The 17,533-nt window shown below is 71.4% G+C and carries 17 protein-coding genes; 6 read left to right on the forward strand and 11 right to left on the reverse strand.

Annotated features, from left to right (window positions below; all coding sequences use genetic code 11):
- The first annotated feature begins 11 nt into the window (after positions 1-11).
- Positions 12-350 carry a DUF6907 domain-containing protein gene (locus ACH35V_RS14435; protein ID WP_395972623.1) on the forward strand — a complete coding sequence of 113 codons (339 nt, stop codon included), beginning with the start codon at positions 12-14 and terminating at the stop codon, positions 348-350.
- A 105-nt stretch (positions 351-455) separates the two neighbouring features.
- Here the strand turns inward: ACH35V_RS14435 and ACH35V_RS14440 are convergent, their stop codons facing one another.
- From ACH35V_RS14440 to ACH35V_RS14450, 3 genes are read right to left on the reverse strand one after another with little or no spacing between them, the layout of a single operon-like run.
- Positions 456-1,373: an enoyl-CoA hydratase gene (locus ACH35V_RS14440; protein ID WP_395972624.1), complete on the reverse strand. Its 918-nt coding sequence runs from the start codon at positions 1,371-1,373 to the stop codon at positions 456-458.
- Complete coding sequence (locus tag ACH35V_RS14445; protein ID WP_395972626.1) at positions 1,370-2,893, reverse strand: class I adenylate-forming enzyme family protein; 1,524 nt, start codon at positions 2,891-2,893, stop codon at positions 1,370-1,372. Before ACH35V_RS14445 ends, ACH35V_RS14440 begins: the two co-directional genes overlap by 4 nt.
- Positions 2,894-2,901: 8 nt before the next feature.
- Entirely contained in the window at positions 2,902-3,210 is a 309-nt protein-coding gene (locus ACH35V_RS14450) for a hypothetical protein (RefSeq protein ID WP_395972628.1), read from the reverse strand.
- Between the two features lie 150 nt (positions 3,211-3,360).
- Here ACH35V_RS14450 and ACH35V_RS14455 point away from each other — a divergent pair, with 150 nt between their 5' ends.
- Positions 3,361-4,233 (forward strand): VOC family protein, encoded by an 873-nt coding sequence (locus tag ACH35V_RS14455; RefSeq protein WP_395972629.1) that lies wholly within the window; start codon positions 3,361-3,363, stop codon positions 4,231-4,233.
- Between the two features lie 64 nt (positions 4,234-4,297).
- On the opposite strand, the gene ACH35V_RS14460 is transcribed toward ACH35V_RS14455, so the two are convergent.
- The 5 genes from ACH35V_RS14460 to ACH35V_RS14480 all read right to left on the reverse strand — a co-directional run bounded on the left by ACH35V_RS14460 (position 4,298) and on the right by ACH35V_RS14480 (position 9,949).
- Positions 4,298-5,185: an SDR family oxidoreductase gene (locus ACH35V_RS14460; protein WP_395972743.1), complete on the reverse strand. Its 888-nt coding sequence runs from the start codon at positions 5,183-5,185 to the stop codon at positions 4,298-4,300.
- Between the two features lie 177 nt (positions 5,186-5,362).
- Positions 5,363-6,043 carry a TetR/AcrR family transcriptional regulator gene (locus tag ACH35V_RS14465; protein WP_395972631.1) on the reverse strand — a complete coding sequence of 227 codons (681 nt, stop codon included), beginning with the start codon at positions 6,041-6,043 and terminating at the stop codon, positions 5,363-5,365.
- 62 nt (positions 6,044-6,105) lie between these two features.
- A complete protein-coding gene (locus ACH35V_RS14470) occupies positions 6,106-7,314 on the reverse strand; it encodes a CaiB/BaiF CoA transferase family protein (protein WP_395972632.1) in 1,209 nt (402 codons plus the stop codon).
- 20 nt (positions 7,315-7,334) lie between these two features.
- Positions 7,335-8,984: a class I adenylate-forming enzyme family protein gene (locus ACH35V_RS14475; protein WP_395972633.1), complete on the reverse strand. Its 1,650-nt coding sequence runs from the start codon at positions 8,982-8,984 to the stop codon at positions 7,335-7,337.
- A 74-nt stretch (positions 8,985-9,058) separates the two neighbouring features.
- Complete coding sequence (locus ACH35V_RS14480) at positions 9,059-9,949, reverse strand: acyl-CoA thioesterase (protein ID WP_395972634.1); 891 nt, start codon at positions 9,947-9,949, stop codon at positions 9,059-9,061.
- 161 nt (positions 9,950-10,110) lie between these two features.
- Between ACH35V_RS14480 and ACH35V_RS14485 the strand changes: the two genes are divergently transcribed.
- Positions 10,111-11,331, forward strand: coding sequence for an amidohydrolase family protein (locus ACH35V_RS14485; RefSeq protein WP_395972635.1), 1,221 nt, complete (start codon positions 10,111-10,113; stop codon positions 11,329-11,331).
- Between the two features lie 92 nt (positions 11,332-11,423).
- Positions 11,424-11,951 (forward strand): DoxX family protein, encoded by a 528-nt coding sequence (locus ACH35V_RS14490; RefSeq protein WP_395972637.1) that lies wholly within the window; start codon positions 11,424-11,426, stop codon positions 11,949-11,951.
- Positions 11,952-12,195: 244 nt separating this feature from the next.
- On the opposite strand, the gene ACH35V_RS14495 is transcribed toward ACH35V_RS14490, so the two are convergent.
- From ACH35V_RS14495 to ACH35V_RS14505, 3 genes are read right to left on the reverse strand one after another with little or no spacing between them, the layout of a single operon-like run.
- Positions 12,196-12,879 (reverse strand): TetR/AcrR family transcriptional regulator, encoded by a 684-nt coding sequence (locus ACH35V_RS14495; RefSeq protein WP_395972639.1) that lies wholly within the window; start codon positions 12,877-12,879, stop codon positions 12,196-12,198.
- A 26-nt stretch (positions 12,880-12,905) separates the two neighbouring features.
- Positions 12,906-14,054, reverse strand: coding sequence for an acyl-CoA dehydrogenase family protein (locus ACH35V_RS14500; RefSeq protein WP_395972640.1), 1,149 nt, complete (start codon positions 14,052-14,054; stop codon positions 12,906-12,908).
- A gap of 2 nt (positions 14,055-14,056) precedes the next feature.
- Positions 14,057-15,130 (reverse strand): acyl-CoA dehydrogenase family protein, encoded by a 1,074-nt coding sequence (locus ACH35V_RS14505; protein ID WP_395972641.1) that lies wholly within the window; start codon positions 15,128-15,130, stop codon positions 14,057-14,059.
- Positions 15,131-15,543: 413 nt separating this feature from the next.
- On the opposite strand from ACH35V_RS14505, the gene ACH35V_RS14510 reads away from it, so the two are divergent.
- On the forward strand, positions 15,544-16,650 hold the full coding sequence (locus ACH35V_RS14510) for an ABC transporter substrate-binding protein (protein ID WP_395972642.1): 1,107 nt from the start codon (positions 15,544-15,546) through the stop codon (positions 16,648-16,650).
- Positions 16,651-16,662: 12 nt separating this feature from the next.
- Positions 16,663-17,529, forward strand: coding sequence for a branched-chain amino acid ABC transporter permease (locus tag ACH35V_RS14515; RefSeq protein ID WP_131963830.1), 867 nt, complete (start codon positions 16,663-16,665; stop codon positions 17,527-17,529).
- The last annotated feature ends 4 nt before the right edge of the window (positions 17,530-17,533 follow it).

The raw sequence follows: 17,533 nt of genomic DNA on the forward strand, positions 1-17,533 counted from the left end.
GGAGAGGACCCATGCCCCTGGCCTCGAAGGACGCCTGCGCGCGGGACCAGCGCTGCCCCGACTGGTGCACGCTGGACCACTCCGGGACGCGGACGGCGCTGCTGCACGAGAGCGAGACGCAGGGCCTGTCCCTGTCGCACCGCCACGACGTGCGGCTGCCCGAGTCGGTCGACGTCAGGGTCGTGCAGTACGAGCCGGACGAGACCGGCGACGCCGCTGAGTCCGCGTCGCCGTCGGTGGAGCTGACCTACCACGTCGGCTCCCGCTACCGGGTGATCAGCCTGTCGCCGTACGAGGCCCGTCAGCTCGCCGGCGTCCTGCTGGCCTGCGCCGACCACACCGACGAATAGCCCGTCCACCGTAAACAGCCCGCTCATCCGAATGGCCGCCTCCGGGATCTCCGGTGGCGGCCATTCGGGTGAGCGGGGCCTTGTGAGCGGGCCTGGAATCCGCCGCTAGGCGGGGGCCTCGGCGGTGTCCTTCTGGGCGGGCTTGACGGGCGGGGCCGAGCGCCAGTCCGGGATGCCGTGCTCGGGGGTGGCGACGATGCTCTCGCCCTTGGTCTCGTTCGACCAGTGCGCGTGGTTCAGCTCGTGCAGGGTGAAGCAGGAGTTCAGCGAGTTGTAGAAGCCCATGTTGTCGACGGTCTGGTTCACCGACTCCTTGATCAGCAGCGCGGCCATGGTGGGCAGCGCCGCGATCCGCCGGGCCAGCGCGACCGTCTCGTCGCCGAGCCGGTCCGGGGCGAACACCTTGCTGACCATGCCGAGCCGGTGCGCCTCGTGGACGTCGATCGAGTCGCCCGTGAGCAGCAGCTCCTTGGCCTTGCGCGGGCCGAACTCCCACGGGTGGCCGAAGTACTCGACGCCGCACATGCCGAGCCGGGTGCCGACGACGTCGGCGAACTTGACCTTGTCGTCCGCGACGATCAGGTCGCACGCCCACATCAGCATCAGCCCGGCCGCGTACACGGTGCCGTGCACCTGCGCGATGGTGATCTTGCGGAGGTTGCGCCAGCGGCGGGTGTTCTCGAAGAAGTAGTGCCACTCCTGCAGCATCATCTTCTCGATGCCGGTGCGGGAGCCGCCGTTGATCCGCGTGGTCGGGTGCTGGTCCGGTCCCGGGCTGTACTCGGCGCGGGCCTCGGCCGAGCCGATGTCGTGGCCGGACGAGAACATCGGGCCCACCCCGCCGAGGATGACGACGCGGACGGCGTCGTCCTGCTCGGCGCGCAGGAAGGCGTCGTTCAGCTCGACCAGCAGGCCGCGGCTCTGCGCGTTGCGGGTCTTCGGCCGGTTCAGCAGGATCCGGACGATCGTCCCGCCGTCGAGCTCCTCGTACGTGACGAACCTGTAGTCATGCTTGTCGGTCACGGCGTGCTCTCCTCCTGTTCGCCGAGCAGGTCCGCGCGCAGGTCGCGGCGGAGCAGCTTGCCCGTGTCGGTGTAGGGCAGTCCGGTGCGGAATGCCACGTGCTCGGGGGTGCGGGACGAGCGGAGCCGCGCCCGCACCCAGTCCTGGAGTTCGGCGCGGTCGGTGTCTCTGCCGTCGTGAAGGACCACTGCGGCGACGACGCGTTCGCCCCATTCGGTGTCGGGGAGGCCGACGACGGCCGCGTCCGCTACGGCTGGATGCGCGGCGAGGACGTCCTCGATCTCGCCGGGCGAGATGTTCTCGCCGCCGCGGACGATCACGTCGTCCAGGCGGCCCTCGACGTAGAGGTAGCCGGCGTCGTCGAGGCGGCCCTCGTCCCTGGTCGGGAACCAGCCGTCCGCGCGGATGGCGCGGCGGTCCAGGTACTCGCCCGCGACCTGCTCGCCGCGGACCCAGATCTCCCCGGCCGCGCCCGCCGGGACCCGCTCTCCGGACGGGTCGCGGATCTCGACCTCCACCGACGGCACCGGGACGCCGACCGAGCCCAGCCGCCGCCGGACGTCCGGGTCCGCGCTCCCCAGCGCCGCGCGATGGTCCCCGGGGCCAAGGACAGCGATCGTGGAGCTGGTCTCCGTCAGCCCGTACGCGTTGACGAACTCCACGTGCGGGAGCAGCCGCATCGCGCGCTCGATCACCGGCACCGGCATCCGGCCGCCGCCGTACGACAGCGTCCGCAGCGCGGGCAGCGGGCCCGGGCGTTCGGGGAGCGCGTCAAGGATCCGGCCGAGCATGGTCGGGACCACCATCGCGTGCGTGACCCGCTCCCGCTCGGCGAGCCGCACCCATTCGCGCGGGTCGAACGACGGGAGCTGCACGATGCGGCGCCCGGCGTAGACCGAGGTCAGGACGGCCGAGATGCCCGCGATGTGGTACGGCGGGACGCTCACCAGCGTCGCCTCGTCCTCCGCCGCGCCCATGAACTCCACCGTGGACACGACGTAGGACGCCAGATGCCGGTGCCGCAGCACGGCGGCCTTCGGTTCGCCGGTGGTGCCGCTGGTGAACAGCAGCACCGCGATCCCCTCGGGATCCACGCCTGATGGCACGGGCCCCGCATCGGTGGTGGTCGCGTCGAGGAATGTCGCCGTGTCCACTGGGGCGAGCGCTTGCTGGAGGGTGCGGACGCGTCTGGTGAAGGCGGGGTCGGTGACCGCGACGCCGGGGACGACGCGGCGCAGCACGGCTGCTAGGCGTTCGTCCGCCAACCGGTAGTTCAGCGGCGCCATCGGCACCCCGGCGAACGCGGCGCCGAAGAGGAGCAGCGGCACGGCGGGCGAGTTCACGCCCACCAGGACGGCGTGGCGCGCGTCCCGTCCGGCGAGCCAGGTTCCGGCGCGCCGGGAGCGCTCGTGCAGTTGCGCGTACGTCAGCGTCTCGGACGGGTCGCCGTGCCCGGGGCCGAGCGCGACGCGGTCGCCGAACCCGTCGGCCGCCATCTGGAGCAGGAGTGTGACGTCCATCGGCCGGCTCAGTCGGAGGACGGCAGCGGCTTGGCGTCCTTGATGCCGAGCGGCTCCTCCGCCTCCGCGAGCGAGCCCGCGCCCGCCTTGGTGCACAGCAGCTCGAACCGCCCGCCGGCGCCGACGTAGCGCTTGCCGAGCAGGACGCCGTCCGCGAAGCCGGGTTCGGGCGCGGCGTCCGGCGGCGCCGTGGCGTCGATGGCGATCATCGGACGGCCGCCGCAGCGCAGGTCCACCTCCCCGCCGCTCGACCTGACCACCACGACCTCGGCGTCGCACACCGCGCTGCGCAGGCGCGAACCGATGCTCAGTATCACTGCAGACCCCCTCCGACCGGTGAGAACCCGGCCTCCGGCATCTCACGAACGAACGATTAAACAACCAACCGTCTGGTAGATATGTTAGGGCCGGGCGAGCGGATTCGCCAGGGCCGGGGCAAGGAGAGGGCCGAGAGAGGGAGCGGAACGTTGTTCGAGATCGGCAGGTTCTACCACGCGATCCACATGGTCTCCGACCTGGACGCCGCCGACGACTGGTACGACCGGGTGTTCGGCGTCGAGCGCTTCTACAAGGGCCATCTGGCCGTCGAGAAGCGGGACGCGTCGCTCGTCGTCATCGCCGACTTCGTGATGGAGCCGATGATGTCGAGCCGGCTGCCGGGCGCCGAGGCGACCCCCGTCGGCCGGTTCTACGCGAGGTTCGGCCAGCACCTCCACTCGCTCGCCTGGTACGTCAAGGACCTGCGGGGCCTGTACGAGCGGCTGCGCTCGGCGGGCGTGCGCGTGACCGGGCCGGGCGGCGCGGACATGGAGTCGGACGAGTTCCCCGGCTCCCTCTACACCCATCCGCGGGACAGCCACGGCGCCATCGAGTTCGTGGACGTCGAAGCCGTGAGCGGCCTGGAGGACCCGCGGTTCCGGCCCGGGTTCTCGACGTCCTACTGGAGCGACGTGCATCCGCTGGGCGTCGAGCGCGTCGCGTACATGACCCTGGTCGTCCGCGACCTGGAGCGGGCGGTCGCGTTCTACGCGGGCGCGCTCGGCGGCGAAGTGCTGCGCCGGGGCCGGGGCGCGGACGCCACCGACAGCGTGTTCGTGCACGTCGGCGAGGACACGGTCATCGAGCTGGCCCGTCCGGACGACGAGCGGAGCCGGGCCGGACGCGACCTCGCCCGCAACGGCGAGATCATGCACTCGGTCACCTTCAAGGTCCGCGACCTGGACGCCGCGCGGACGCATCTCGCGTCGTGCGGGGTGCGGATCGCCGAGCGCCAGTCCGACGACCTCGTCCTCGACCCGGACGACTGCTTCGAGGCCGTCCTGCGGCTCACGGAGGGCTGACACACCGGCCGTGGCGTTCGCCGGGAACCCCGTCCCCGGCAACCCCACGGCCGGTCCCCCCCGGTCAGCCGAGGGTGATGTTCGCGCGGGCCCTGGCCACGAGCTCCGGCATGACGGCGGCGAGCTCGTCGGGGTCCCAGCGCTTCCCCTTGTCGACGACCGGGCCCTCGTTCCAGCCTTCGAGGACGCTGATCCGGCCGCCGTGGACGTTGAAGACGCGCCCGGTGACGTCCTTGGACCCGGTCCCGGCGAGCCAGGCCACCAGCGGCGCGATGTTCTCGGGGTCGAACGGGTCGAAGTCGTCGCGCGCGGCCATCCGCTCCTGCCCGCGCGGCGTGATCATGCGGGTGCGCGCGGACGGGGACACCGCGTTGACCGTGATCCCGTAGCGGGCCAGCTCCAGCGAGGCGATGATCGTGAACCCGGCGATGCCGGCCTTGGCGGCGCCGTAGTTGCTCTGCCCGGTGTTGCCGAACAGGCCGGACACCGACGAGGTGTTGATGATGCGGGCGTCCACCGGCTCGCCGGCCTTGGAGCGTTCCCGCCAGTGCCGGGCGGCCTCCCGGGCGACCAGGAACGTGCCCCGCAGATGGACGGCGACGACGGAGTCCCACTCGTCCTCGGTCATGTTGACGATGGTGCGGTCGCGCAGGATGCCCGCGTTGTTCACCACGGCGTGCAGCGCGCCGAAGCTGTCGAGGGCCAGCCGGACGAGGCCCGCCGCGCCGTCGGCGGTGGAGACGTCGTGACCGCTGGGCACGGCCTCTCCCCCGGCCGCGATGATCTCCTCGGCGACCTCCTTGGCCGCGGCCGAGTCGGGGTTCGCGCCGTGCACGTCGCCGCCGAGGTCGTTGACCACGACCCGGGCGCCCTGGCGCGCGAGCTCCAGCGCGTGCCCGCGGCCGATGCCGCGTCCCGCGCCGGTCACCACCGCCACCCGGCCTTCGCACATCCTCGCCACTGCCGTTCTCCTCTGCTCGTCGAGTCGAAGGAGGGCGACCCCTCCAGCCGGGGCGGTCACGGGCCGCGCCCGGCGCCGCCCGCCCTCTGCTAGACTACCAACCGTCTGGTGGATATCCAATTGCCGGCAAGGGTTTATCCGAGGGCTCGGCAGAACGGCCGGACCGGTTTACCCGGTTTCGCCGGACGACTTCGCCACAACCTCGTCGGAACCGCCGAGACCGCGGATGAAAAAGGTCGCGTACCAGTCGGCGAGTTCGGCGAAGGAGAGCCGTCCCGAAGGCTTGAACCACGTCTGCGTCGTGTTCATCAGCTCGAACAGCGTGCTGGTCACGACGCTGGGGTCGATGCCCGAGTCGAAGTCGCCGTCGCGCATTCCCTGCTCGATTATCTCCTTGGCGAACGCGCTGAATTTGTCGCGTTCGGCGATGACCTCCTTGAGGCGCTTGCCGCGCAGCCGGCCGAACTCGCTCTCCGCGACCCCGCGCCAGAGGCGCTGCTTGCGGTTGAGCGCCATCCACCGGCGAATGAAGGCCCGCAGCCGCACCGGCGCGGCGGCCTCGGCGATCGCGGGCTCCTCCACCAGGGAGGGCTGGTGGGCGTCCAGCGCGCGCTGCACCAATTCAAAGAGCAAGTCTTCCTTGTTCTTGAAATAGTAGTACATGCTGCCCTTGAGGATGCCGACCGTATTGGCGATGTCCTGCAGGCTGGTGGCCTCGTAGCCCTTCTGCGAGAAGATCTTCGCAGCCGCTTCGACAATCTCTTCCCAGCGCTGTTCTCCGGCCACCCGTGATTTGGTGGCGGTGCGCTGTCGTCCCTGGGACACGCTCAAAATCATCATTCCCTTCATCGATTCGGCGTGCCCGCAGAGTCTACCAAGGGCGGAGTCGCGAAATCGCCGGTACAAGCATGTCAGGCGATGGCTCCGGACTCCTTCAACCGGCCGATTTCCGCCCAGTCGTGGCCCAGCTCCAGCAGCACCTCTTCGGTGTGCGCGGCGGCCTCGGGCGCTGGCCGCAGTTCTGGTTGCCGTCCGTCGAACCGCACCGGCGCCCGGACGAGAGTGATGTCCTGCCCGGACGGGTGCTTGACGTCGGTGACGTAGCCGTTCGCGGTGACCTGCGGGTCGTCCAGGACCTCGGGCAGCGTCTGCATCGCCTCCCACGGCGCGCTCAGCGGCGCGAGGCGCTCGCGCCACTCCGCGAGCGTCCCGGCGGCGAACGTCGCGGTCAGCTCCGCGACGCACTCGGCGCTGTTCGCGTTCCGCTCGGCCGCACCAGCGAAGCGAGGGTCGTCGACAAGGTCCGGACGGCCGAGGTGGCGGCACAGCGGCGCCCACCACCGGTCGGACTCCAGCATCAGCAGCGCGATCCAGCGCCCGTCGCCCGTGCGGTAGACGTGCGAGATCGGGTTCGGGACCTTGACCTCCCGGCGGCTGAAGTCGCCGCCGATCGCCTTGGAGTACACGACGTCGCTGGAGTTGACCCAGAGCGCGGTGCCGAGCAGCGACACGTCCACCTCGGACGGCGTCCCGGTGGTGGCGCGGCGGTAGAGCGCGGCGGCCACCCCGAAGGCGAGGTTCATGGCGCCGGTCTTGTCGCCGAAACCGGGACGCTGCCGCGTCGGACGGTCCGCGCCCTCCTCGGTGAGCGCGTGCGCGATGCCGCTGCGGGCCCAGAACGCGCTCATGTCGTAGCCGGGCTTGCCGCTCTCGGGGCCCTCGGGACCGACCGCGTCCGCGCGGACGTAGATGATGCCGGGGTTCACGGCGCGCAGGTCGTCGACGTCGATGCCGAGCTTGGCCCGGTTGCCGGGCAGGAAGCTCGTCATGAAGACGTCGCAGCGCGCCGCCATCTCCAGCAGCAGCGCGCGCCCCTCCGGCTTGGAGATGTCGAGGCCGACGCTGCGCTTGCCGCGGTTGGTCTGCTCCATCGTGATGCTGATCCCGCCCATGCTCGGCGCGTAGCCGCCGGTGGACAGGCCGCGCTGCGGGTCGCCGCGCAGCGGATGCTCGACCTTGACGACGTCGGCGCCGAAGTCGGCCAGCACGGCGGCGGCCGCGGGCACGAACGTCCAGGTCGCCACCTCCAGCACGCGGATCCCGTCGAATATGCCGTCCATCTCTCGCAGCTCTCCGTTCCTCACGCGGGCGCGGAGCCGGCCAGGGACTCCCGCAGGGCGTACTTCTTGATCTTTCCGGACGCCGTCCTCGGCAGGTCGTCCACGTACTTCCAGATCCGCGGGATCTTCTGCGGGGCGAGGCCGCCCGCGCGCAGGAACGCGGCGAGGCCGTCCGGCTCCACGGCGGCGCCCGGCCGGAGCTGCACGAACGCGGCGGGCTGCTCGCCGAGCCGCTCGTGCGGCGCCGGCACGACCGCCGCGTCCAGGACCTCGGCGTGCCGGACGAGGGCGTCCTCGATCTCGCGGACGGAGATCTTCTCCCCGCCCCGGTTGATGATCTCCTTGGACCGCCCGGTGACCTGGCAGGAGTGCCGGACCTCACCGTCGCCCATGTCGTGCGCCGTGAGGATCCCGAGGTCTCCAGTGCGGAACCAGCCCTCGTCGGTGAAGCCCTCGCGGGTGTGCTCCGGGTCGATGTAGCCGAGCGCGAGCTGCGGCCCCCGGACGAGGAACTCCCCCGCCTCGCCCGCCGGCAGCTCGGCGCCGTCCGGGCCGAGCACCCGGACCTCGCAGCCGGGCATGATCCAGCCGTCGGTCGCCAGCCGGATGTGCGGCGGGTCGAGGCGCGGGCTGCTGCCGGTGACGCCCGGACACTCCGTCATCCCGAACGCCCTGGCCGGGGCCAGGCCCTTCGCCTCGGTCGCCTCGGCGAGCGAGGTCGGGATGGACGAGCCGCCGCACGGGTAGCCGCCGGGCAGCGGCAGCTTGTCCATGCCGCGGCGGTCGAGGGCGTCCACCAGCTCCTTCATGAACACGGCGGCGCCCGCGGACGTCGTGACCTTGTAGGCGAGGATGTCGTCGATGGCCTGGTCGGCGTCCCACCGGTCGCGCAGGACGACCGAAGCGCCCGTGTAGAGGGGCACGGCGATGGCCGACAGGAGGCCGGTGGCGTGCGCGACCGGCGCGGGCATGTAGGCGCGGTCCGTCCAGGTGGTCCCGGACGTGCGGGTCGAGCGGACCGGCGACGCGATCAGGCCGCGGGTGCTGTGCACGACCGCCTTGGCGCCCGACGTCGTCCCGGAGGTGAAGCCGATGAGCGCGGGCGCGTCCGGGTCGATGTCGGTCGCGATCTCGGGCTTGCCGGTCATGGTCGACTCGAAGGGCGTCCAGCCGGTGGCGGTGCCGCGCAGCACCACCCGGACGGACGGCTCCCAGCGCGCCATCCGGCACGCCTCGTCGATCAGCTCGGGATGGCGGCAGTTTCGGAAGTCGGCGGCCGTCACCACGCAGGCCGGACGCACCGCGGCGACGATCGCGGCGACCTCGTGCTCGCGGTAGATCGGCACGACCGGGGCGCTGATCGCGCCCGCCGCCCAGATCCCGTACGCGACGGCCAGCGACTCCCACCAGTTCGGCGCCTGCCAGGCCACGACGTCGCCGGGGCCGACGCCGCGGGAGCCCAGGAACCCGGCGAAGCGCCCGGCGGTGTCGGCCAGCTCCCGCCAGGTCAGCCGGACGTCGCCGTCGTACACGGCGGTCAGCGCGCCGAACTCCACCCGGTTCCGCTTCATCAGCGAGCCGATGGAGACGGGGACCTGATGCCCGTTCCGCTCGTAGCGGGCGTTCAGTCCTGGCGGTCTCGGCGCGGGCGCGAACTCGAACGATCCCATCGGGCTCCCCTCCACGTTCCTGGCCTGCTGCGGGGTCCGGGGTTCCGGACCTGAGCCGGAGTCTCCGGGCCGGTTCAGAGGACGCTCGCCTTGCCGCGGCCGCCGCCCGCCGCGCCGGGACGCGTCGCGAAGCTGCGGATGATGGCGTCCTGCGCGAACGACGCGACCAGCCGCCCGTCGCGGGCGAAGGCGTGGCCGCGCCCGTAGGAGCGGCCGCGTCCCGCGTACGGGCTCTCGTGCGCCAGCAGGATCCAGTCGCTCATGTCGGCTTCCTCATGGAACGTGACACTATGTCCGAGGATGCCGGTTGAGAACTTGTCGTGCGCGTCCGCGATGGTCAGCTCGGGGTGCGGGCGCATCGCGGCGCCGATCAGGAATCCGGCGCTGGCGTGCGCCAGCATCGCCTGCGCGACCGCCGGTTCGGTGACGGAGGCGTTCGGCATCCGCGTCCAGACCGACAGCTCGGTCGTCTCGGCGGACGCGCCTCCCGATGCGGTGGTCGAGCCGTTGAGGTCGGCGCCGCCGGCGACGCGCAGTTCGCGGCCGACGTACGGGTCGGTCACCGATTCGAGCGCCTCGGGCGGCTCCACGTCCGGCATCGGCGCGGCATGCCGGATGAGGTCGTCGTCGTCGGCGGTGAGCAGGGCCATCGCCCGGGCGCAGAGCCGTCCGCCCTGCGTGACCGTCACGGTGGCGCTGGCCATCGTGCGTCCGGCGTGCAGGAACTCGACCTCGAAGTCGATCGGCTGGGCCTTGGACGCCGTGCGCGCGAACAGCGCGTGCACCGTCTTGACTCGCTTCCCGGCGGCGGGCTCGCCCCGCGCGGCGGCGACGGCGCACTGCCCGATGAGCTGGCCGCCGAACACCACGTCGCGTTCCGGGCTGTCCACGCTGTCGCCGCGGAACCGGTTCGGGTCGAGCCGCTCCAGGTCGAGTGCGCTCGCGAGGTCGGCGACGATGCCCATCCGGTACCTCCAGGCTTCCCGGGACGATGCCCGCAACGTTGCCCGCATCCTAAGCGCGGAAGATCGGATTGTCTACCAGTCGGCTGGTAGATAGCTGTCGCTCGTTGACTACCAGCCGACCGGTTGACAAACTGGACCTTGACCCACGTGAGAGGACTGACATGACGACCATGCAGACTCCCGATCTCAACTGGCTGATCTCCGTCGACGACCATGTCATCGAGCCCGGCCATGTCTGGACGGACCGCGTCCCGGCCAAGTACAAGGACGTCGCGCCGCGGCTCGTCCAGGACGAGGAGCACGGCGAGGTCTGGGTGTACGAGGACCGCAAGGTCCCCTCGTCCGGGCTCGCCGCGTCCGCCGGGCGCAAGAAGGAGGAGTTCACCCCGAACGCGATCCCCTACTCGGAGATGCGGGCGGGCTGCTACGACTCCGTCGCGCGGCTGGAGGACATGGACCGCGCGGGCATCCTCGCGTCCCTCTGCTTCCCGTCCGTGCCGCGCTTCTGCGGCCAGCTGTTCTGGGAGGCGGAGGACAAGGAGCTCGCGATGCTCTGCGTCCAGGCCTACAACGACTTCATGATCGACGAGTGGTGCGGGTCGGCGCCCGGCCGCTACATCCCGCTCGTGATCGTCCCGCTGTGGGACCCGAAGGCCGCCGCCAAGGAGATCGAGCGCACCGCCGCCAAGGGCGCGCGGGGCGTCGCCTTCTCCGAGAACCCGGCGCCGCTCGGGCTGCCGACCATCCACGACCCGAAGCGGTACTGGGACCCGGTGTTCGCCGCGGCCCAGGAGACCGAGCTGATCGTGTGCATGCACGTCGGCTCGTCGTCCACCATGCCGAAGATCAGCCCCAACTCGCCGTTCATGGCGAACATGACGTGGGGCGCCAACCGCACCTCGGGCGCCCTGCTCGAATGGCTGTTCAGCGGCGTCTTCCAGCGGTTCACCAGCCTGAAGATCGCGCTGTCGGAGGGCAACATCGGCTGGATCCCGTACTTCCTGGAGCGCGCCGAGCAGGTCCTCGACCACCAGCGCGCCTGGATCCAGCGCGGCGAGGCGTTCGGCGGGTCGCTGGAGGGCAAGCACGCGGTCGGGTCGCTCGACCTGGACAACTTCGACCTGCGGCAGACCTATCACGACCACGTGTTCGGCTGCTTCATCGACGACATCCACGGCATCCGGAACCTGGACGTCATCGGCGAGGACAACGTCATGATCGAGACCGACTACCCGCACTCGGACTCGACCTGGCCCGACTGCATCAAGCTGGCGCAGGAGCGGCTCGCCGACATCGACCCGCAGGTCGCCTACAAGGTGCTGCGCGGCAACGCCGAGCGCGTCTTCCGCTTCACGCCCGCCGATCCCCCGGTGAAGGCCTAGCGGCGCGCCCGCGGAGTCGCGGCGTGCCGCCTTCATCGGCGGCCTCGGCTCGATGGGGGCGGCACGCCGCGCGTTTCGCAGAAAGGACAGAGATGGACGAGGTGGCGGCCGGGCTTCTGCTCGTCCGGGTGGTCGCGGGGCTGACGCTCGCGGCCCACGGCTACAACAAGTTCTTCGGCGGCGGCCGCATCCCGGGCACCGCGCGCTGGTTCGAGAGCATCGGGATGCGTCCGGGACGGCTGCACGCCCTCTTCGCGGCCTCGACGGAGATCGGCGCCGGCGTGCTGTTCGCGGCCGGGCTGCTGACGCCGCTGGCGGCGGCCGGGTTCGTCGGGCTCATGCTCGTCGCCGCGTGGACGGTGCACCGCGAGAACGGCTTCTTCAGCGCCGGCAACGGATGGGAGTACAACCTGATCCTGGCCGTCGTCGCCGCCGGCGTCGCCACGACCGGGCCGGGCGCCTGGTCGCTGGACGAGGCGATCGGCCTGGACACCGCCGGCTGGGGTCTGCTGGTCGCGGCGGGCGGCGGCCTGGCCGCGGGCGCGGGCCTGCTCGCCGCCTGCTACCGCCCGGCACCGCACCGCCAGGAGACCGCCACCGCCCAGGCGGAGACCGCCTGACGCCGGTCGGCAGCCGCCTGACGCCGGGCGCGACCGTTCGACGAGCGGCGTTCGTTCGACGAGCGGCGTTCGTTCGACGGGCGACGGTCGTTCGACGGGCGACGGTCGTTCGACGGGCGACGGTCGTTCGACGAGCGGCGGTCCCCTGACGACGGGCAGCGGCCGTTCGACGTGGGGCGGCCGTTCGACGTGGGGCGGGCGTTCGGCGGCTCGGGAGATCGGAGGTTCAGCGGCGAACGGAGGCTCAACGTGGGTGCGGGCCGTCGCCGTCGGCGGCGGCCCGCGGGGCGTCCGCGAACTGGATGCCCGGCCCGGCCGGCTCGGCGGCGTCGGCCGCGAGGACGGGACGCACCCCGAGGAGCGAGCCGTAGATCTCGATGGCCTTGGCGATCAGCGCGTCCGCGTCCTCCAGCGTCTCGCAGTCGGCGACCTCCCGGGCGATCCCCCCGATGGAGCCGGTGACGATCGAGGACAGCGCCCGGTCGGCCAGCGGATCGCTGAGCTGGAGCAGCTTGGTGTTCTGCCGGGCCCATTCCTGGCTGAAGCGGCGGGCCACCCCGGCGAACCCTGCGGGGGCGTCGCCGTCCGAGACCATCCGGACGAGGCCGCTGTGGTGCCAGGCGCTGGTCAGGTAGGCGCGGGTGCCCGCGAGGAACAGGCGGCGGCCGTCCATCACGCCCGCGGCGCGCAGTAACGTCACCGCCTCGCGGGTCCGGCCCGACTGCGCGTCCATGTAGCGGGACCACAGCGCGTGGTACACGCCGTTCTTGCTGCCGAAGTGGTAGTAGAGCGCGCCGACGCTCGTGCCGGCGCGCTCGGTGATGTCGGTGACGCTCGTGCCGTAGAAGCCCCGCTCGGTGAACAGCTCCTCCGCCGCGTTCAGCAGGGCCTGGGCCTGACCGTTCTCCCCGCCATCGGACTTGCGCATAGGCCCCATTCTCCCGCCGCCGCGGCTCAACGGGACGGTTTGCGGGGCATCGAGAGGATGTGCCATGCCAGGAGATTTCGCTGGATCTGGGACGATCCGCCGTACACGCTGATGGGACGCGACCGGAAGTACCCGGCGAGCACCTCGGGGGCCGCGCCGGTCACGGCGTCCGCACCTGCCAGGTCCAGCGCGAGGTGGTACAGCGACTGCTCGGCCTGCGACCACAGCAGCTTGCCGACCGACCCCTCCGGGCCCGGCTCTCGTCCGGACACGCGCAGCGAGAGCTGCTGCGCGACATTCAGCCGCAGCGCCTCGCCGAGGACGTACGCGCGGGCCAGCTCCCTGCGGACCTCGGGACGTCCGGTGAGGCCCTTCGCGGCGGCCTTCTCCTCGATCGCGCGCAGCGTCTTGCGGTAGTTGGAGATCATGCCGACGTCGGCCGGGCCGCGCTCGTAGGTGACGGTCGTCATCGCGATGTGCCAACCCTGGCCGGGCGCGCCGAGCATCTGGTCGGCGGGGATCTCTACGTCGTCCCAGAAGACCTCGCTGGTCTCCGGCTCGCCGTCGGCGAGGACGATCGGCCGGGTGGTGATCCCGGGGGTCTTCATGTCGACGAGGAACGCGGAGATGCCCTTGTGCTTGGGGGCGTCAGGGTCGGTGCGGGCGAGGAGCAGGCACCAGTCGGAGTACTGGCCGCCGCTCGTCCACATCTTCTGGCCGTTCACGACGTACCCGCCGGACGCCTTCTGCTCGGCGCGGGTCTGGAGGGCGGCGAGGTCGGAGCCCGCGCCCGGCTCGGAGAAGCCCTGGCACCACTGGATCTCGCCGCTCAGCAGCGTCGGCAGGAAGCGCCGCTTCTGCTCCTCGCCGCCGTGCGTGTAGATGGCCCGGCCGAGGTAGTTGACCTGGCCCGGCACGGGCGGGCTGTCGGACGCGCCGACCTCCTCGTTGAGGATCGCGTCGTAGACGGGGCTGAGGTCCTGGCCGCCGTACTCGCGCGGCCAGGCCATGCCCATGTAGCCGGCGTCGTAGAGGCTGCGGTGCCACCGGCGCCGGATCGCCGCCTTGGTGTCGTGGTCGGCGGCGGCGTCGTAGTCCGCCGGGGCGTTCGCGGCCAGCCACTCGCGCAGCCGGGCGCGGAACGCGGCCTCCTCGGGGGTGTCCCGAAAGTCCATGATCAACCCTCTTCCGGCTTGGGGAGTTCGCCCAGGCGCAGGTCGGCGACGCTTAGCAGGCTGTGCGCGGCGTCGCCGAGCACCTCGCGGTCGAGCAGGACGCGGCGGGCGTACAGGTGCGCCACGTGCTCCCACGTGTGCCCGATGCCGCCGTACACCTGCATCACCGTCTCGGCGACGTCCAGGGAGGCGATGGCGGTGTAGGCCTTCGCGGTGTGCGCGGCGAGCAGCGCCTCGTCCGGGGCGGCCTCGTCGGCGGCCCAGGCGGCGTAGCTCACGCAGGCGGACGCGGCCTCGCAGTGGACGAGGGCGTCCGCGCACATGTGCTGGATCGCCTGGAACGAACCGATCAGGGTGCCGTAGGCGACGCGCTCCTTGGAGTAGGCGACGACGCCGTCCAGAGCTGCGCGCATCGCCCCGACGGCGTCGGCGGCGATCACGGTCAGCGCGAGCGCCCGCCACCGGCTGAGGTCCGCCGGCTCCAGCGGGCGGCCGATCTCCTCGGCGTCCGCCGCGGCGGGGGCGGTGGCGAAGCGGGCGATCTCCCGGGTGAGGTCGGCGGCGGGCCCCCGGTCGGCGGCGTCGCCGAGCGGGACGCGGACGAGCCTCGGCGCCGGGCCGCCGTCCGACAGCGCGAGCGCGTGCCCGGCCCCCCAGCAGTCGAAGGCGATCGCCGTCCCGAGGCCGGCGACGGTGGCGATCCCGGACAGGTCCGGGGTGAGCAGGACGGCATGGCGCTCGGCGCCCTCGGCGGCCCGCTGGAGCAGGTCGGGGGGCGCGCCGGCGAGCGCGAGCAGCTCGGTGGCGAGGACGGCCGACCCGAGGTAGGGCAGCGGCGCGAGCGCGCCGCCGAGGGCCTCCGCGACGATCATCGCGTCGACGCCCGAGCCGGTCGGCGCGCCGGAGCCGTCCCGGACGCGCAGCCCGAGCATCCCGGCGTCCGCGAGCGCGCCCCAGCCCTTCGCGCGGTCGATCTCCCCGATGTCCCGCGGATTTCCCGCTCTCACCGAACCGGCCAGCGAACTCATCATTTCCCGCAGCATCTGCTGTTCATCGTTCAGCAGCGCAAGAACCATTGTTGGCTCCCTGTGAGCACGAAAAAGCGCGGCAATGTGCCGGACGTCAAAAGCATTCCGAGAGAGTACCTCGGAACTACCAGACGACCGGTAGGCAACTGAACCCTGTTCAGGGATACCCCGCGGAGCTCCGCGCTGTCAACCCTTCGGCCCTGAACTGCATACTTAGCAGCGTTCTCGTACATGCGAACTCGTGCCCGCCAGACCGTTGACGCCCGGCGGGCCGGATGTTAGACAAGACTGAATCACGTTCACCTTCACAGAATCCCTTTTGAGCGGAGGACGTCATGCTCGCTCTATCACGGGGCATGAGAATTCTCATCGCAATGGCGATGGGAACAATTATGGCCACCGTCACGGCATGTGGAAGCGGCTCCGCGGATTCTGCGGGGACCGGCCCCTTCGTCTTCTACGTGTCGATCGACACCTCGGGCCCGACAGCGATCCTGGGCGGCGGCCTGCTCGGCGGCGCCCGCGCCGCGATCGCGGACATCAACGCCAAGGGCGGCGTCAACGGCCGGGAGATCAAGCTGGAGGTCTCCAACGACCAGAACAACCCGACCAAGGCGGTCAGCGAGCTCCAGCGCCGGCTCGCGAAGGGCAAGCCCGACCTCGTCTACCCGGGCGGGTCCAGCGCGGTGTCGATGTCGATGCTGCCGATCCTCACCCGCGACAAGGTCCTGTCGGTCGGCGCCACCAGCAGCATCCAGCTCAACGACCCGAAGAAGTTCCCCTACCACTTCGGCGTCACCCCGCCGAGCGCGGCGTACGTGCCCACGTTCGTCCAGCTCGCGCAGGCCAAGGGCTACAAGAAGGTCGCGATGATCTACTCCGACGACGCGACCGGGCAGAGCTCGTTCAAGCAGTACGAGGGCCCGCTCAAGCAGGCCGGCATCGAGCTGGTCAGCGCGAGCTACGACGCCACCGCGCTCGACATGACGCCGCAGCTCCAGCAGCTGAAGGCGCAGAACCCGCAGGCGCTGATCGTCAACGGCTACGGCACCGCGGTGCTGTACGTCCTGCGCGGCCGGTCGCAGCTCGGCTGGACGCTCCCGTCCTACGGCGACCAGCTCGCCAGCCCGTCCCCCATCGCCGGCAAGGTCACCGCGGCGCAGATCCAGAACTACCAGGTCATCATGCAGACGTCCTCGCTGGCCGGGGACGAGCAGCACCCCGGCCTGGGCAAGGTGATCCAGGCGTTCAAGGCGTCCGAGTCGGCGAAGTACCTGACGCAGGCGGGCCTCGCGCTGTTCACCACCACCTACGACCTGCTCCAGTACGTCGCCCACGTCGCGGGCCAGGAGAAGACCACCGACGGGGAGAAGCTGGCGAAGGCGTTCGAGAAGTTCAAGACGCCCGCGAGCCCGCCCTGGGTCGGCAAGGGCCCCAAGGGCGAGGTGACCCAGTTCGAGTACACGCCGGCGAACCACTTCCCGAAGACGAGCGCCACGTCGTTCAAGTACGTCCCGCCAGGGACGTACGACGGCAACGGGTTCTACGTGCCGGGCAAGGGCTACTGAGGGCGGGGTTCGATGACGACCATCTGGTCCGGGCTGGCCACCGGCGCCCTCTACAGCCTGGTGGCCATCGGCTACAACGTCGTGCTGCTGGCGTCCGGCGTGGTGAACTTCGCGAACGCGTACCTCATCATGATCGGAACGTTCCTCGCCTATGTCGGCCTGGTCGACTGGGGCCTTCCGGTCGCGGTGACCGTCCTGCTTGCGGGCGCGGCCGTCGCGGTGATCGCGGTGGTGGAGGAGCGGATCGCGATCCGGCCGCTGCTGCGCCGGCACGGCACGCACGCCGCGCTGATCACCACCGTCGGCGTCGGCACGCTGCTCGGCGGGATCGCGTCCAAGATCTGGGGCACCGAGCCGCTGAAGGTGCCGTCGCCGTTCTCCAGCGAGCCGCTGACGCTGCTCGGCGGCACCATCCAGCGCAACGACCTGGTGCTGATCCTGCTCGTGGTGGCGCTCGGCGTCGGCCTGCACCTCTGGTCGCGCAAGACGCTGCTCGGGCTGGCGTCGCTGGCGACCGCGGAGAACCGGCAGGCGGCGATGGCGCGCGGGCTGAACGTGCGGGCGCTCGGCATCGGCGCGTTCGCGCTGGCCGGGCTGATCGCCGGGCTGTTCGCCGTGTTCGTCGCCGGACGGACGTACGCGCACTTCCATCTCGGCGAGACGCTCGCCCTGTTCGGCTTCGTGGCCATCGCGATCGGCGGGTCCGGAAGCCAGCTCGGCGGGCTGATCGGCGGGTTCACGATCGGGCTGCTGTACGCGGTCACCGCCCGCTACGTGGGCGACTCCTACCCCCAGATCGTGGTGTTCGCGGTCTTCCTGCTCATCCTGCTGACCCGGCCGCGCGGCCTGTTCGGCGGCGCGGCGGAACGGCAGGTATGAAGCG

It is taken from the genome of Actinomadura sp. 1N219 (assembly GCF_044326405.1).
GTDB lineage: Bacteria > Actinomycetota > Actinomycetes > Streptosporangiales > Streptosporangiaceae > Spirillospora.